This is a genomic window from Pseudoalteromonas sp. SCQQ13 (assembly GCF_015864415.1).
GTDB lineage: Bacteria > Pseudomonadota > Gammaproteobacteria > Enterobacterales > Alteromonadaceae > Pseudoalteromonas > Pseudoalteromonas nigrifaciens.
The window spans coordinates 143700-159842 of the sequence record NZ_JADYXG010000010.1; the positions used below are offsets into that span (position 1 = coordinate 143700).

Sequence of the window (16143 nt, forward strand, 5' to 3'; positions counted from 1 at the left end):
TATGTAATAAAAAAGCAAAAAGGTACTTTGAATAAATAATGCTTAGACCAGTTTACTTTACTTGAAGTAGCTAAAAGTAATTAAATTAGCCAAGCACACCCAGAATATAATAAGGTAGTTAAGCATACATTAAAGTTAGCAATAAATATTAAGGACTAATATGACAACAAAAGCTTTACGCTCAACTATTTTACTCCCCGTATTTTTGCCTGCCGTATTCATCATTCTCCTTTTAGTGATAGGTACGAGCAGTAACCCTGAACTTGCTGGTAAAGCATTCAGTATCGCCCTTACTTGGATAACAGAAACCTTTGGCTGGTTTTATATGTTATCTGTCGCTATATTTTTAGTATTTATAGTCTCTGTTGCCGCCTCTAGTTGGGGAAACATAAAACTAGGGCCCGATCACTCAGAGCCGCAATATAGCTTTGCAGAGTGGTTTGCTATGTTATTTTCTGCAGGCTACGGTGTTGCACTGCTCTACTTTGGTGTTGCTGAGCCTGTATTGCATTATGCATCTCCACCTTCGGGTGCGGCAGAAACAGTTAACGCTGCTAAACAAGCAATGCAAATTGCATTTTTCCATTGGGGATTTCATATATGGGCAATATACGGAATTGTAGGTTTAGTACTTGCCTACTTTGCTTTTCGTCATGGTTTGCCCCTATCAATTCGCTCAGCGTTATATCCTTTAATTGGCGATAGAATTTATGGCCCAATTGGTCACGCGGTCGATATATTTGCTATTTTAGGTACTCTATTTGGTATAGCCACGACCTTGGGGTTATCGGTAACGCAAATAAATGCGGGCCTACATTATTTATGGCCAAGCATTCCTATAAATACCACAGTGCAAATATCAGCCATTGCCATTATAACCGCAGCAGCAACCATCTCTGTGGTAGCAGGTATGGATAAAGGCGTTAAGCGTTTATCTATTTTGAATATGACCTTGGCAATATCTTTAATGATGTTTGTATTTTTTATTGGTCCTAGCATTCATATTTTAGAATCTTTTTTACAAAATACTGGCAGTTACTTAAGTGGTATTGTTGAGCGTACCTTTAACTTGCAAGCTTATAGTCGCAGCGACTGGATAGGTAACTGGACCTTATTTATATTTGGCTGGACAATTGCCTGGGCACCTTTTGTGGGTATGTTTATCGCAAAAATTAGCCGTGGTCGCACCATCAGGCAATTTGTTGTTGGGGTAATGTTAGTGCCCACCATATTCACATTTTTATGGTTTTCGATATTTGGTGATACGGCTCTCAATTTAATCATGAATGAAGGCTTAGACACTTTAATTACTGATGTGCAAGCGAACCATGCCGTAGCGCTATTTCAATTATTTGAAGTATTACCTTGGTCATTCTTTATTTCGCTATTAACGGTATTTTTAATTATCACCTTCTTTGTTACCTCGTCTGACTCTGGCTCACTCGTTATTGATTCATTAGCTTCAGGTGGTAATGCAAACACTCCTGCATGGCAGCGGGTATTTTGGGCGGTTCTTGAAGGTGCGGTTGCTGCAGCTTTATTACTGGCAGGCGGGCTCAGCGCACTGCAAACTATGACAATAGCCAGTGCATTACCCTTTGCTATTATTATGCTAATTGCCACTGTTGGCCTATGGCGTGCGCTTGTAATTGAAGGGCATCGCGATACCAGTTTACAAGCACATACTTTAAACGGCAGAAACTTAAATTTATCGCATTGGAAACGCCGTTTAGCAGCCATGATCGACTACCCAAAAAAAAGCAAAGTACATAACTTTATTGACCAAGTAGTGACTAAAGCGATGAAAGAAGTGCAAGCCGAATTAAAATCTCGACAATGGCATGCTGAAGTAGTATTTGATGCCGACTTATGTCGCGCGCACTTAACTGTTTTACGCCATGAACATATGGACTTTGTATACGACATAAGGTTAACAGAGCATGCAATGCCTAGTTTTGTTCACTCTGAGCTAAAACCTGAAACAGATAACACTGAAACGTATTGTCGTGCAGAGGTATACTTGCGCCGTGGTGGTTTGTCGTATGATATTTTTGGCTATAGCGAAGATGATATTGTGAAAGATATTCTCGACCAATTTGAAAACTATTTGCACTTTTTAGATAACAGCCCAGGCGAGCTTCCTTGGGATATGACTGAGCATGACGAAATGCTAAACACCGACAAATAATTTGCGCTAACCCAATTTAGCCCTTATCTGCATCACATAGTTAAGGGCTAAATAATCCAAAGCGATCGTAGCCAGGCTGGCTTTATCACTAACCAGATTTATCGTTTGCTCTATGCCTTAAAAACAACCCTAATTTGCTCACTACCCACATCCACCTGCTAGCCTAAGCTCCCTGTGTTTGGTCTTTTATTTTCCCTAAAAAGCAAAAAGGCACTTAAAAATAAGTGCCTTTGTTGGTTTGCTCAATTAGTTTGGTATTACAGCGCGTTAAATACGTCATCTGTTTTTGCAGCGCAAATAAAATCGTTTTTGTGTAGTCCCTTAATTGAATGGCTCCACCAAGTAACTGTTACTTTGCCCCACTCGGTTAATAAACCTGGGTGATGGCCTTCGTCTTCAGCCATATCGCCTACTTTGTTAGTAAACGCAATAGCTTGTTTAAAGTTTTTAAATTTGTAAACACGCTCAAGCTGCATAATGCCATCGCGTACTTCAGGTACCCAATCAGGGATTTTGGTAATTAATTGCGCTAGCTCTTCGTCTGATACTTTTGGCGCATCGGCATGACAGGCTTCGCATTTTTGTGCACTTAATGAAGACATTTTAAATCCTTATCTTTAGCGTTACTTTTTATATTAAAGTTAACTAGCTAATTTTTCTTTTGGTGAAAATTTTGGGTCGTGCAAGCCAAGTTCTTTTGCTTGTTCAACCAAAGCCATTATATCCATTTGCGATATATCAAACAGATCATGAATCGAATTTATGGTGTAGTACTGCGGTTGCATAATATCAATTCGGTACGGGGTACGCAGCACATCTAATACACTCATTGGCGTAATTTCTGGCGTGCTTGAGTATACGTACTGGGTTTCTCCTGGGCTTGATAAAATACCACCGCCGTATATACGCAAACCATTATCGGTTTGCATTAAACCAAATTCAACGGTAAACCAGTACATGCGCGCTAGGTATACACGATCTTTTTTCTCTGCCGCGTAGCCAAGTTTTCCGTATTTATGCGTAAACTCTGCAAAATCAGGGTTAGTAAGCATAGCGCAGTGACCAAATATTTCATGAAACACATCGGGTTCTTGTAGGTAATCAAACTCATCCCGGCTACGAATAAAAGTCGCCACCGGAAATTGCTTATTGGCCAGTAACCGAAAAAACTCATCAAAGTCGATAAGTGCCGGCACTGGCGCTACTTGCCAACCGGTAGTGGCTAGCAGTACTTCGTTTAGCTCACTAAGTTGCGGAATACGATCGTGTGGCAGGTTTATTTTTTTTAAACCTTCCATATATTCGTTACAGGCTTTGCCTTCAATGCACGCAAGTTGGCGCGCTACGAGCTCAGACCAAATTTTATTTTCTTCATCGCTCCAATGTATAACGCCATTTTCATCTGGTGTTTTGGAGGTGTATTTACTTGCTTTAGCCATTAGTACCTTCTTTGGGATTAACCCGAAACCGGTGTCAGGGTGATACCCAAGTAACTTGGATACCGATTGCAGCCATACTATGCAAAAGTGAACAAAAGTTTAATAGCTTGGGCTACATCTGTATTAGCCACGATCAGCCATCTTGTACACTTAAAATTACACGCCAGTAAATAATTTAAAACAACCTAGCAATTACAAGCTTTAAAGATGCAAAATATCGTACACAATTAAATACACTCTAATTTATTTGAGTAAATGCCTGATGAAGATCAGCAATAATATCGTTAACATCTTCAAGTCCAACCGAAAGCCTAATTAATCCATCGCTAATACCTGCAGCGAGTCTTTCCTCTGGTGTGTAAGGTGAATGGGTCATAGAGGCTGGATGTTGAATAAGTGTTTCAGCGTCGCCTAAACTTACGGCAATTGTACAAAGCCGCATACTATCAATGAATTGCGCCCCCTGCTGCAAACTACCTTTTAGCTCAAAAGCAATAACACCGCCTGCCGCTTTCATTTGTTTGCCAATAAATTTATATCCAGGGTGCGATTTAAGCCCAGGATAGTAAACTTTACTTACTTGTGGGTGCGCTTCTAAGTATTCGGCAATTGTTTGTGCGCTGATACAGTGGCGCTCAATTCTTATGGCGAGGGTTTTTAAACCTCTATTAATAAGCCAAGCATCGTGCGGGCTTATAGTGGCACCAATGTCTTTAAGCACCGTCATTTTTATTAGCGTTATATGCTCCATAGATCCACATACAATGCCCGCTACCACATCGCCATGGCCGTTTAAATATTTTGTAGCACTGTGTACTATAATATCGATACCGTACTGCTTAGGTGATTGTAGTAATGGCGTTAAAAAGGTGTTGTCGACCACGCTAATTAAGTTGTGCTGCTTTGCAACGGCGCCAATTAATGCTAAATCGATAACCGCCATAGTGGGGTTAATGGGCGTTTCTACAAATATCATTTTTGAATTGGGTTTAATTGCAGCGCGTAGTTCATCCTCGTTGGTCATATCAACAAAGGTGACTTCTATTCCCCAGCGCGGCAACATGTGCGAGAAAAACGCAAAGGTACACCCATATAAAGCACTCGATGCAATTAAATGATCCCCTTGCGATAAAAAGCTAATTACTGAGGCCGATACCGCCCCCATACCAGTTGCCGTTGCTGCAGCCGCTTCACAGCCCTCTAATTGCGCTACTTTTTGTTCGAGCTCGGTAGTAGTTGGGTTGCCTAGGCGGGTATAAATATAGCCCGGCTCATCGCCAGCAAAACGTGCTGCACCTTGCGCTGCATTTTCAAAATGAAAAGTTGAGGTTTGATACAAAGGAGAAGTGAGTGCGCCGTGAGGGTCGTTTGCTTTTTGCGGGCCGTGAATACATTGGGTGTTTATATGATGCTTGCTCATTGAATACTCTCTTATTTTGATTGTTATTGGGTATTAGCCTTCAATCAAAACGTATGGGCATTCAAAGCACAAGCATCCCGGATGCTCAGATGGCTACTTGTGCAATATTTATACTTTTAGCTGTACATAAATATTGCCAAGTATTTCTTAATACTGCTTATTCCGTTGTCTCGGGCTTTTTACGGCTAATAATTTTACTAGCAATATTTTGTACCGTACTTTTTAATAAATTGCGTTTATTTTCAAGCCGAGGTAATGGGCGGCTTAGTTCCATTGCTTTGTAGCCAATGCGCGCGGTAAATATACCGGCACTTAAGCCCTGTGCTGCTCGCCCTGAAAGCTTACCTAATAACTCGGCGCTTAGCGCGGTTGCAGCTAAATCAGAAATAAGCTCGGCACTGCCCACAAACATTACTTGCTTTATTAGCATGCGATACAGTTTTATGCGACTTGCGTAACCAAAACCAATCCCGTAAATTTTTCCTATTTGCTCTATTAACTTAGTACCACGCCACAGCACAGCCATCATATCCACCAGCGCCAGCGGGCTAAGCGCAACTAGTAACGCCGATTCAGTTGCAAAGCGATTAATTAGCTTTTTAGCTTGGGTATCTTGCGTTATTAATAAACTATTGGCGTACAGCGTCATTATTTCTTTATCGCTGTGATGCGTTGCCACTTGATTTTTAAAAGTTTCAAAGTTATCAAGTTGCTGATGTTTATTTAGTTTTTCAAGCCAAGGTAATGCGCCGCCTACTTGCTCGCTATTTAACAGCCTGTCGGCTTCATGGCGATGTAACTGGTTACGTTTTAAACTGCGCAGCATTCGGTATTCGCGCCATAATAAGCGCCCTATTAGCAACACCCCACTCACTACAGCGGTTAAATATATACTGCCTAAAATAATCGACTGTTGAAAAGCCAGTACCAATGAAAAAGCAAACTCTAACAACACCAGCACTATAAAACTAACAACAAAAATGCCTTTGAGCGTTTGCCATTTTGACTTTTTATATACTGGCGCTAGGTCAATTTCTGGCTCTAGCGCTTCGTCATTATCTTCTTGGTAATCACTTTGTCCATGTTCAATTATTTTTGCAGGCGCCAATTCAGGTTCGTTTTGCTCCATACTCTGGGTATTTATACGACGTCCTGCTTGAAACTCTTGGTTTGATTCACTCATGCTAACTTGTCTCCTAACAGGTACTGCATCACATGATCTAATCGAATATGTTTTAACTGCTTATCTGGGCTTGGCATTGGCGAAAACGATAAAAACTCAAACCCTTGCGCTGGCCATTCACTTTTATTAAGCATTCTATTAGGCGGCTGTGGCGGTAAGTAGGTTAGCCAATCAGGCTCGTTAAGTGGCTTGCCATAAATGCAGTCTAGCGTTTGGCCTTTGTCGGTTACTTGGCGCGGCTGTGTTGCGGTAATTGACGACATAGCCATGGTTTCTATTTGCACACCATCAAACTTTAAATGATTACTTTGCTCGTGCACTAATGAGTCGAGTAATAGTGCTAAATCTTTATGATGCTTAGCGGTTATATGATCTGATTTATTAGCGGCAAATAATATTTTATCTATATTAGGTTTAAATAAGCGTTTAAAAAAGCCCGATTCACCATAACTAAAGTGCGCCAATAACTGATTAATAACACTACTTTGCTCTTGCAAGGTTGCATGCCCTTCGTTTAAGGCACTAAGCACATCCACTAACACTATTTGGCGATCAAAATGGCGAAAGTGTTCATTATAAAAGGGCTTTACAACCTCTTTAACGTAGGCGTTAAAGCGTTTAATTAAATGCGCTAAGTTAGAGCCTGCAACTAGGTTATTACTATTTATCTCACCCGATACTGGAAAAAACAATAGCAATGGCGCGCCTTGTAAATCGCCTGGCATTAACATGCGCCCAGGTTGCAGCATAGCTAATTTAGTGTCTTTTTTAAGCCCTACCAACATGCTTTGATAAAGCTGTGCAATATGCGCAAGTGCGCTTTCATCTACCGGCGCATTTAGGTCGAGTTGCTCAACGGCTGTTAAAAACTCACTTGAGGTATGCACCCGCAAATGCTGCGTTAATAGCGGATATTGCAGCTCGCACCACTGTGCATAACTTTGCTCCAGCATAGGTAAATCAAGCAACCACTCGCCGGGGTAGTCAATAATATCTAAATAAAGTGTTGATTGCGGTGAAAAATGGCCACGCAGCCCAGCGTTACTTTGATACTTAATAGCTAAACGCAGCGTATTTATGCGCTCGGTTGAAGGCGGCCATGTTGGCTCGCCGTCACTGGGGAGTAACGCATTTAATGCTCGAGTATAATTAAATGTGGGCACTTTAAGCGCCTCTTGCGGCACTACTTTAGTGGCAATGTGACGGCGCTCGCGCATTACATCAAAAAAAGGCAGGTTTTTATCACTCGCTTGGCTTGTTAAGTGTTTAACTAATGCGGTAATAAACGCTGTTTTGCCGCTGCCACTCAAACCTGTTACAGCCAGTTTTACATGCTGATCTAAGCTGCGATGCAATGCTTTTTGTGCTTTGCCTTTAATACTGGTAAAGGTCTTTTTTGCAAATGAAGTACGACTCATAATGGTTTAGCACTTAGCACTTCACTTACTGTTTAATGTGTAGTTGCCGTGCTATTAAATCCTTTAAAGTTTGTTAATTTCACGGCTCACCGTAAATTCAGTAGAAGTAACATAGCGTTCTATATTTTGTAGGCGCGTATCTACGCGTGTTAAACGCTCTTTTAAGTCTTGCAATGCGCGGCGCGGTGGCTCGCCTTTTTGCCATACTTTAAATTTCACTTCTAGCGGATCGCCATAGTTAGTTGAATTTGTTTTATAGGCGCTAGTGGGTTCTTTTTTATCTAAAATAAACCAGGCTGCAATATACGCTACCACAAATAAAGGGCCGCCAGTTAGTAATACCGCACTAACAAATATAATACGAACTAACCATAATTCCATATTAAAATAATCGCTTAGTCCAGCGCATACGCCGGCTATTTTTCCGCGCTGCGGATCTCTTAATAATTCACGTTTGGTACTCATACTTTACGCCTCCACTGTGGCGACTCTTGATCAAGTAATGCTTCGAGTGTTTCGACTCGGTCTGCCATTTTTTCGGCTTTTTGAGCAAGCTCTAATAATTGGCGATGCTCGTGTTCACTTAACCCTTGGCTTACTTGTTTTTTGCTACGGTAGTGCAATATTAACCACAATGGCGCTACAAAAATCATAAATAAAATAAATGGTGCTACGAGTATTTCTGGATCAAACATAACCCTCTCCTGACTATCCGTATTAGTGTTTTAAGTAGGGGCACATGGGCCCCTTATATTATTATTGGTATGCGTTAGCTATACGTTACTTATCTGCTAGCTTCTTTTTAAGCTCAGCTAACTCATCGTCTACCTTTTCGTTTTTTTGCAGTTCGGCAATTTCATCTGCTAAGGTTTTTTTGCCTAAATCGTACGACTCTATTTGAGATTCTAGTCCATCTATTTTAGTTTCGTAACGCTCAAAACGATTAAGTGCATCTTCTACCTTTGAGCTATCAAGTGCTTTTTTAACTTCAAGGCGCGACTCAGCCGAACGCTGACGTAATATAATCGCTTTTTGACGAGCTTTAGCATCTGCTAGCTTTTCTTGTAGCGTGGTTACTTCTTGTTGTAACTTTTCGATGTGTGAGCCTACATGCTCAAGTTCACCCTCGACTGAGGCTACAGCTTCGGCTGACTTTTGCTTTTCGAGTAAAGCGGCACGTGCTAAATCGTCACGATCTTTGCTTAGCGCTAGTTCAGCTTTGTCTTGCCAATCATTCATTTGCGCTTTAAGTGTATCAACGCGACGTACTAATTCTTTTCGCTCAGCGAGTGTTTTAGCTGACGTAGAGCGAACCTCTACCAAGGTGTCTTCCATTTCTTGAATAATCAGACGAACCATTTTTTCTGGGTCTTCTGCTTTATCTAAAATGGCATTGATATTAGAATTAACAATGTCTGCAAAACGTGAAAAAATTCCCATAACATTTACCTCTATAATTTAAACTTAGTTTGTCTGCTATAACTGTATCAATATGCTTGCCAACTTTATAAAAGTTAAAATACATAATTTATTCATAGAGTTAAACTCAAATTACAAATTACTTTAGTTATCTCCCATTATGAAATACACTAACTGTTAGTAAAAATGACTAAGAGTTAGGAAATATGAGCCAATATCGCCAACAAGATAACTTACTCGGCCAATCTGATAGCTTTTTATCGGTACTTGATCAGGTATCGCAGTTAGCTAACCTAGATAAACCAGTGCTTATTATTGGTGAGCGTGGCACAGGTAAAGAGTTAATTGCAGCACGTTTACACTTTTTATCTAAACGTTGGGATCAAAACTATGTAAAGCTCAACTGTGCGGCGCTTAACGAAAACCTGCTCGAAAGTGAATTATTTGGCCATGAAAGTGGTGCTTTTACTGGCGCTAGTAAACGCCACGAAGGCCGCTTTGAACGTGCAAACAGCGGTACTTTATTTTTAGATGAGCTAGCAAACACCTCCGAAATGGTACAAGAAAAACTGCTACGCGTAATAGAGTACGGTGAATTTGAGCGTGTAGGCGGTAAACAAACAATAAAAGTAGATACGCGTTTAGTGTGCGCTACTAACGAAGATTTACCTTATTTAGCACAGCAAGGTGAGTTTAGAAGCGATTTGCTCGACCGCCTGGCTTTTGATGTAATAACCCTTCCCCCACTGCGTGAACGCCAAGGCGATATAATGCTGCTTGCAGAGCAGTTTGCAATGAATATGGCGCGCGATTTAGAGTGGCAATTGTTTAGCGGTTTTACCCGTAGTGCCACAGAAACACTGCTTAGTTATGATTGGCCTGGTAATATTCGAGAGCTAAAAAATGTGGTTGAGCGCAGTTTGTATCGCCATGGGAGTGAACAGATCCCCGTTCATCAGATTATTTTAGACCCATTTGAAAGCCGTTTTAGGCCAAAACCACGAGTAAAGCCTACTGCTTTTGTTAATAATAACATTAATACTCCTGAGCCAGCGGTTGCCGCAGCGCCGGTTGCTCAAGCACTACCAAGTGCAGCGCCTATTAATACTGAGTTTCCATGTAGCTTAAAAAAACTCTCTAACGACTTTGAAATTTTAATGATTAACAAAGCTTTAGAGCATAGCCAATTTAATCAAAAGAAAACTGCAGAAGTACTGGGTTTGACGTATCATCAATTACGTGGCTATCTGAAAAAATATAACTTGCTATACCCAAGCGACACCAAGGGGTGAGTTTCAGTTTACTTAGTTATAGTTCAATAATAGTTAGAGGTTACGCAGGTGCATAAATTATTACTTGCTTTGCTATCAACCAGCCTTATAGGGTGTATAGATAGTAAAGAAGAAATCTTAAAAGAAAAAAACCAAGGCTTAGTTTATTGCGCTGAAGCAAACCCTGTGTCGTTTAATCCGCAGGTAACAACGACAGGCTCAACTATAGATATTATTGCCAATCAATTATACGACCGCCTAATTAGCATTGACCCTGTTACTGCTGAATTTCAAAGTGAATTAGCCACCGATTGGAAAACGAGTAAAGACGGTAAATCGATTACTTTTACCTTACGTAAAGACGTAAAATTTCATACCACAGCTTATTTTACGCCTAGCCGTGACTTTAACGCTGACGATGTTATTTTTACTTTTAGCCGCTTATTTGATGTTTATAATCCGTATCACTTTGTTGGCGATGCTAATTATCCTTACTTTCAGAGTGTAGGAATTGATCAGCTTATTCGTAAAATTGTACGTGTGTCTGACTATCAAGTACGGTTTGAATTGTTTAATGCCGAAAGTAGCTTTTTAGCCAATATGGCCACCGATTTTGCTGTTGTATTGTCACAAGAATATGCCATGCAACTAAAAGCCAGCGAACAAACCAATTTGTTTGATCACTACCCAGTAGGCACAGGCCCGTATATTTATAAAGAGTATAGGCGCGACCATTTAGTGCGCTTTTATAAAAACCCAGTTTATTGGAAACACGACGTGGTACTGGATCAATTGGTTTACGACATTACCCCTAACGGCACCACGCGTATAGCTAAAATGCTCACCAAAGAATGTGATGTCACCGCTCATCCAAGTAGCGCGCAATTGAGTATTTTAGCCCAGCGCGACGACATTAATGTAGAAAAAGAAACTAACTTAAATATTGGCTACTGGGCATTTAATACTGAGCGCCCCCCTTTTGACGATATACGAGTACGACAAGCACTCGCTCATGCAATTGACGTAGATAAAATAATGCAGGCTGTGTATTACGGCAATGGTATTCGCGCTCAATCAATTTTACCACCCACCTCGTGGGCGTTTGAACCACAAGCTAACATTCCAAATTTTGACCCTGCTTTAGCCAAAAAATTACTTATTGAAGCTGGCTTACCTAATGGCTTTAACATGAACATTTGGGCCATGCCAGTGAGTCGTATTTATAATCCTAATGCCCGTAAAATGGCCGAGCTAATGCAAAGTGATTTACGTAAAATAGGGGTTAAAGTGAGTATTATAGAATACGAATGGAATACCTTTATTCAGCGTGTTGGCGAGCACCGACACGACAGCGTACTACTTGGCTGGGCTGCCGATACGCCCGACCCTGATAACTTTTTTAGCCCTTTGCTAAGTTGCACGGCCACCTTTAGTGGTAAAAATGCCGCAAATTGGTGTAACCCACAATTTGACTCTTTACTTAACCAAGCGCTTAGTACAACCGATATAGCACTGCGTAAACAATATTATGACGCTGCACAAAGCATGATTATTAATGAGCTACCTTTAATACCAATAGCCCACGGCATGCGTTTTCAGGCAAGCAGTGCTGATGTAGAGGGCATAACGCTCGGCCCATTTGGTGCTATTTCGCTTGCTAATGCGAGGAAAAAATAATGCGCTTAGATTATATTTTACGCCGCATTGGTTTATTTGTTTTTATGGTATTAATGCTTAGCGTTTTTACTTTTTTACTGAGCTTTTTATTTCCTGGCGATGCATTAAGTAATTTAAGCGGTATTCCCAGTAATAACTTTGCGCAACACACCCAGTTAGAAGATAAGTATTTATATAATAGTAATTATTTTATGCAATATATCGCTTTTTTAGGGCGCATATTGCAAGGTGATTGGGGACTGTCGTTTGCCTCTGGAGATAGCGTGTTTTCGCAAATACTCGACTTAATTCCTGCCACACTCGAGCTTAGTATATACGCGCTGTTTGTTTCGGTTGTTATTGGTGTTCCTACAGGCATATTAGCCTCTGCTTATTATAAACAATGGCCCGATAAGCTTATTTCCTCTACCACTATGATAGGCTATTCCATGCCTATTTTTTGGTTAGCATTATTACTCATTATGCTATTTTCATTGCAACTGGGTTGGTTTCCAATGTCAGGAAGAATGAGTTTACTCTATGAAATACCACCCACTACTGGCTTTATTTTAATTGATATTAGCTTGGCAAGCTTTCCGTACCAGGGCATGGCTTTTATTGACGCCTTACACCACCTTACCTTGCCTACCATAGTACTGGCTATGTACCCCACTACGGTATTAATACGCTTTACTCGCGAATCTATGCTTAAAGTAATGGATCAAAACTTTATTAAAACAGCGCGCGCAAAAGGCCTTAATCGCAGGCAACTTATAATGCACCATGCGCTGCGTAATGCATTGTTACCGGTAATTAAGCAAATTGGTTTACAATTTAGCACGCTTATTACGCTGGCAATGATCACTGAAATTATTTTTTCGTGGCCTGGGATTGGCCGCTGGTTAATTGATAGTATTTATCAGCGTGATTACCCCGCTATACAAGGTGGCTTAATGGCGGTTTCTTTATTTATTATTTTTGCCACCATAATCGCAGAGCTAATTTATACTCTATTCGACCCACTCTCACGGAACCAAGCTCATGGCAAAGTTTAACTTATTTTCTGAAGAGTCGAATAAATCGCCCCTAGCACGGCTGTGGCGAAAATTTAAAACCAACCACCCTGCACTCGTTGGTTTATGGGTGTTTATTGCTTTTGCTTTACTGGCTGCCAGTGCGCCTTTTTTAGCCCCTTATGGGGTTAATCAGCAACATAGTGATGCCTTACTTATTCCGCCCTCGTGGCGCGAAATGGGTGACGTACGTTTTCTTTTAGGCACCGACGATTTAGGCCGCGATGTGCTTTCTAGATTAATGAACGGCGCAACGTATACATTTGGCTTATCAATTATTGCAGCATTTTTAACCACTGTCATTGGCTTACTCGTAGGCACTTTTGCTGGTATTAGTCGTGGGCTTCGCTCCAGTTTTTTAAATCACTTACTGGATATAACGCTTTCTATTCCGTCGTTGTTGCTGGCAATTATTATTATAGCGATATTAGGCCCAGGTTTAATGAATACCGTATGGGCAATTATTTTGGCACTGCTGCCGCAATTTATTCACTCTATTCGCAACTTAATTGTAGATGAGCTGAGTAAAGATTACATCACCGCTTATCGGCTCGATGGCGCCTCTAATTGGCATATATTGTCGCGAGGGATTTACCCTAATATATATGAATATATAGTGGTTATTTTTACCATGGCGCTCTCTACTGCTATTTTAGATATAGCCGCTTTAGGTTTTTTAAAATTAGGCGCGCAACCACCTACAACCGAATGGGGTGCAATTTTAGCCGAAAACCTCGGGCTTATATATTTAGCCCCCTGGACTGTAGCCCTACCAGGCGTACTGTTGTTTTTAGCGGTACTGTCAACAAACTTAGTAGGCGATGGACTTCGCCAAGTTTTACAAGCGCGTAAGGCTGATTAAATGCAATTACTTGATGTTCGAAACTTAACCATTGAATTACATACCTCTGAAACCGTTATTAGGGCCGTAGACAGAGTGAGCTTTAGCTTAAAAGAAGGCGAAGTACATGCTTTGGTGGGTGAATCTGGTTCTGGGAAGAGCTTAATCGCCAAAGCAATTGTAGGAGTGCTTAATGAACGCTGGGTAATAACAGCTGATAGAGTGCATTGGCGCGGGGTAGACTTAATGCGTTTAACCCCAGAACAACGCCGTAAAGTAGTGAGCCAAGACATAGCAATGATCTATCAAGATCCGAGTCGCTGCCTTGACCCTACCGCTAAAATATTTGATCAAATAGCCGAAACCTTACCTGAGGTAGCAAGTAAAGGGTTTTTCTTAAAGCGTAATCGCGAGCGCAAAGACAGAGTAAAAGCACTTATTCATAAAGTCGGTATTAAAAACCACGAAGAAATACTTAGCAGCTACCCCCACGAGCTTTCAGAAGGGGTGTGCCAAAAAGTGATGATTGCTATGGCAATTGCGCGTACGCCAAAATTATTAATTGCAGATGAGCCCACCACCGCACTTGAAAGCACCACCCGTGCACAAGTATTTAGATTGTTAAAAAGCTTAAATCAGTTAAAAAACATGTCTATTTTAATGATTTCTCATGAGCTAGAAGAAATTGTTAACTGGTCGCATACTATTCATGTTTTATATTGTGGACAAATGGTTGAAGCAGGCCCAACGCATCGTATTTTTAGCCAACCACGCCACCCTTATACGCAAGCACTACTAAAAAGCCTACCTGATTACGAACATGGTTTGGCGCATAAAGAGCCTTTTTACGCGCTTAAAGGCACCATTCCTACGCTGCAACATTTACCAATTGGTTGTCGGTTAGGGCCGCGTTGCCCGCAAGCACAAAGAGAATGTGTTATTGCGCCAAAGCTAACTAAACACCAAGGGCATAGTTATGCGTGTCATTTTCCGCTGATCAAGGAGATGAAATAGTGCAACCCTTACTAAAAGTACAAGCATTATCAAAAAGCTTTAATTTACGGGCTGGATTATTTAGCCGTAAAAAATTTGCAGTACTTAAAAATATTTCGTTTAGTGTTGGCAAAGGCGAAACCATAGCCATAATTGGTGAAACGGGTGCCGGAAAAAGTACCCTAGCAAAATTACTTGCCGGAGCCGATAGCGCTGATAGCGGGCAAATTTTACTCGAAAACAACATAATCGAAAATAACGGCATTCGCGATCCACAATGTCGCCATATCAGAATGATTTTTCAAGACTCAGCAACCTCGCTAAACCCGGCACTGACTATTGCCGACATGCTCGATGATTGCCTGCAATTTAATACCGATTTTGACAAACAACAACGCGCCGAAAAAATAGACAGCACCATGTTAAAAGTGGGGTTATTAGTAGATCATCAACAATATTATCCGCACATGTTCAGCATAGGGCAATTACAGCGTGTAGCGCTTGCTCGCGCACTTATATTAGATCCTAAGGTTGTTGTACTCGATGAAGCACTTTCATCTCTAGACCCCTCTGTACGCGCACAAATAGTTAATTTATTACTAAAGCTACAACTAGAAACTGGATTAACCTATATATTAATAACCCATCACCTTAGTTTAGTCCGCCATATTAGCGACCAACTGGTAGTACTAGAACGAGGCGAAATTGTTGAATACGGCCCCACCGAAGCAATATTCCAAAATCCCCAATCGAAAATAACGCAAAAATTATTGAGTTGTTGATGAGACAATCCAAGAAAAACTAACTTCAATACGTAAAAGTGTACGCGTTTAGGTTTGATTTAGAACATAATTAAACCTGAACGTCTGAAAAACTAAAATGACACCCACTTTAATAATTAATCCCTTTGGTGTTTATCTAAACAAACATTGCTGAGCTTAAAATCCCCTTAGCTTTGACAATCTCTCTGCTTATTTAAATAATATTCAAATAACGCTGTTTTTATTCATTTTTAGGCATGCGAAATACTGTGCTTTCACAGTGAGGGGGAATAACGGAGAGTTTTTGAAGTAACGCTTTAAGCCAGTAGCTTCTCGCAATTACTAACGTTGGTGCGCCGCTTTCTGTTTAGGTGTTCGCAGTATCCTTCGTGTGACGCTGGGCGACCTACTGCACCATGAAATACGCGACTAAATTGTGTGGTGAGTTTTAGCCAGTTTTCGGGGGTAATGTTTACTCTTT

Annotated in this window: 15 protein-coding genes and 1 pseudogene; 7 read left to right on the top strand and 9 right to left on the bottom strand. The window is 40.9% G+C overall.

Annotated elements, in window-relative coordinates:
* Window positions 1–160: 160 nt before the first annotated feature.
* Window positions 161–2188 carry a BCCT family transporter gene (locus I6F41_RS10205; protein WP_197108312.1) on the top strand — a complete coding sequence of 676 codons (2028 nt, stop codon included), beginning with the start codon at window positions 161–163 and terminating at the stop codon, window positions 2186–2188.
* A gap of 257 nt (window positions 2189–2445) precedes the next feature.
* Here the strand turns inward: I6F41_RS10205 and I6F41_RS10210 are convergent, their stop codons facing one another.
* The 8 genes from I6F41_RS10210 to pspA all read right to left on the bottom strand — a co-directional run bounded on the left by I6F41_RS10210 (window position 2446) and on the right by pspA (window position 9088).
* The gene (locus I6F41_RS10210; protein ID WP_011328700.1) at window positions 2446–2790 is read right to left on the bottom strand and encodes a 4a-hydroxytetrahydrobiopterin dehydratase; all 345 of its coding nucleotides are present in this window, start codon (window positions 2788–2790) and stop codon (window positions 2446–2448) included.
* A 39-nt stretch (window positions 2791–2829) separates the two neighbouring features.
* Complete coding sequence (phhA, locus tag I6F41_RS10215; RefSeq protein ID WP_011328701.1) at window positions 2830–3627, bottom strand: phenylalanine 4-monooxygenase; 798 nt, start codon at window positions 3625–3627, stop codon at window positions 2830–2832.
* A 238-nt stretch (window positions 3628–3865) separates the two neighbouring features.
* Window positions 3866–5047, bottom strand: coding sequence for a methionine gamma-lyase (gene megL, locus I6F41_RS10220; RefSeq protein ID WP_197108314.1), 1182 nt, complete (start codon window positions 5045–5047; stop codon window positions 3866–3868).
* Window positions 5048–5204: 157 nt separating this feature from the next.
* The gene (locus I6F41_RS10225; RefSeq protein WP_011328703.1) at window positions 5205–6230 is read right to left on the bottom strand and encodes a YcjF family protein; all 1026 of its coding nucleotides are present in this window, start codon (window positions 6228–6230) and stop codon (window positions 5205–5207) included.
* The gene (locus I6F41_RS10230) at window positions 6227–7648 is read right to left on the bottom strand and encodes a YcjX family protein (protein ID WP_086997937.1); all 1422 of its coding nucleotides are present in this window, start codon (window positions 7646–7648) and stop codon (window positions 6227–6229) included. The genes I6F41_RS10225 and I6F41_RS10230 overlap by 4 nt, the downstream gene beginning before the upstream one ends.
* A gap of 63 nt (window positions 7649–7711) precedes the next feature.
* Window positions 7712–8113 carry an envelope stress response membrane protein PspC gene (gene pspC, locus I6F41_RS10235; RefSeq protein ID WP_011328705.1) on the bottom strand — a complete coding sequence of 134 codons (402 nt, stop codon included), beginning with the start codon at window positions 8111–8113 and terminating at the stop codon, window positions 7712–7714.
* Entirely contained in the window at window positions 8110–8343 is a 234-nt protein-coding gene (pspB, locus tag I6F41_RS10240; protein WP_011328706.1) for an envelope stress response membrane protein PspB, read from the bottom strand. The genes pspC and pspB overlap by 4 nt, the downstream gene beginning before the upstream one ends.
* Before the next feature lie 85 nt (window positions 8344–8428).
* Window positions 8429–9088, bottom strand: coding sequence for a phage shock protein PspA (gene pspA / locus I6F41_RS10245; RefSeq protein ID WP_041454499.1), 660 nt, complete (start codon window positions 9086–9088; stop codon window positions 8429–8431).
* A gap of 185 nt (window positions 9089–9273) precedes the next feature.
* Here pspA and pspF point away from each other — a divergent pair, with 185 nt between their 5' ends.
* From pspF to I6F41_RS10275, 6 genes are read left to right on the top strand one after another with little or no spacing between them, the layout of a single operon-like run.
* Window positions 9274–10359: a phage shock protein operon transcriptional activator gene (pspF, locus tag I6F41_RS10250; RefSeq protein ID WP_086997934.1), complete on the top strand. Its 1086-nt coding sequence runs from the start codon at window positions 9274–9276 to the stop codon at window positions 10357–10359.
* Window positions 10360–10407: 48 nt separating this feature from the next.
* A complete protein-coding gene (locus I6F41_RS10255) occupies window positions 10408–12015 on the top strand; it encodes an ABC transporter substrate-binding protein (protein WP_011328709.1) in 1608 nt (535 codons plus the stop codon).
* A complete protein-coding gene (locus I6F41_RS10260; RefSeq protein ID WP_089368562.1) occupies window positions 12015–13049 on the top strand; it encodes an ABC transporter permease in 1035 nt (344 codons plus the stop codon). The genes I6F41_RS10255 and I6F41_RS10260 overlap by 1 nt, the downstream gene beginning before the upstream one ends.
* On the top strand, window positions 13036–13929 hold the full coding sequence (locus tag I6F41_RS10265; RefSeq protein WP_011328711.1) for an ABC transporter permease subunit: 894 nt from the start codon (window positions 13036–13038) through the stop codon (window positions 13927–13929). Before I6F41_RS10260 ends, I6F41_RS10265 begins: the two co-directional genes overlap by 14 nt.
* The gene (locus tag I6F41_RS10270) at window positions 13930–14922 is read left to right on the top strand and encodes a peptide ABC transporter ATP-binding protein (RefSeq protein ID WP_011328712.1); all 993 of its coding nucleotides are present in this window, start codon (window positions 13930–13932) and stop codon (window positions 14920–14922) included. It abuts the gene before it with no gap.
* Window positions 14922–15683, top strand: a complete 762-nt coding sequence (locus tag I6F41_RS10275; protein WP_011328713.1) for an ATP-binding cassette domain-containing protein — start codon at window positions 14922–14924, stop codon at window positions 15681–15683. Before I6F41_RS10270 ends, I6F41_RS10275 begins: the two co-directional genes overlap by 1 nt.
* Window positions 15684–15979: 296 nt before the next feature.
* On the opposite strand, the pseudogene I6F41_RS18030 reads toward I6F41_RS10275, so the two are convergent.
* Window positions 15980–16143 (bottom strand): annotated as a pseudogene (locus I6F41_RS18030) (transposase); the annotation flags it as partial.

Coding starts and splice junctions, on each gene's coding strand:
- I6F41_RS10265 (WP_011328711.1), top strand. CDS start 13,036: ATGGCAAAGTTTAACTTATTTTCTGAAGAGTCGAATAAATCGCCCCTA.
- I6F41_RS10210 (WP_011328700.1), bottom strand. CDS start 2,790: ATGTCTTCATTAAGTGCACAAAAATGCGAAGCCTGTCATGCCGATGCG.
- I6F41_RS10230 (WP_086997937.1), bottom strand. CDS start 7,648: ATGAGTCGTACTTCATTTGCAAAAAAGACCTTTACCAGTATTAAAGGC.
- megL (WP_197108314.1), bottom strand. CDS start 5,047: ATGAGCAAGCATCATATAAACACCCAATGTATTCACGGCCCGCAAAAA.
- I6F41_RS10260 (WP_089368562.1), top strand. CDS start 12,015: ATGCGCTTAGATTATATTTTACGCCGCATTGGTTTATTTGTTTTTATG.
- I6F41_RS10225 (WP_011328703.1), bottom strand. CDS start 6,230: ATGAGTGAATCAAACCAAGAGTTTCAAGCAGGACGTCGTATAAATACC.
- I6F41_RS10205 (WP_197108312.1), top strand. CDS start 161: ATGACAACAAAAGCTTTACGCTCAACTATTTTACTCCCCGTATTTTTG.
- pspC (WP_011328705.1), bottom strand. CDS start 8,113: ATGAGTACCAAACGTGAATTATTAAGAGATCCGCAGCGCGGAAAAATA.
- phhA (WP_011328701.1), bottom strand. CDS start 3,627: ATGGCTAAAGCAAGTAAATACACCTCCAAAACACCAGATGAAAATGGC.
- pspA (WP_041454499.1), bottom strand. CDS start 9,088: ATGGGAATTTTTTCACGTTTTGCAGACATTGTTAATTCTAATATCAAT.
- pspB (WP_011328706.1), bottom strand. CDS start 8,343: ATGTTTGATCCAGAAATACTCGTAGCACCATTTATTTTATTTATGATT.
- I6F41_RS10270 (WP_011328712.1), top strand. CDS start 13,930: ATGCAATTACTTGATGTTCGAAACTTAACCATTGAATTACATACCTCT.
- pspF (WP_086997934.1), top strand. CDS start 9,274: ATGAGCCAATATCGCCAACAAGATAACTTACTCGGCCAATCTGATAGC.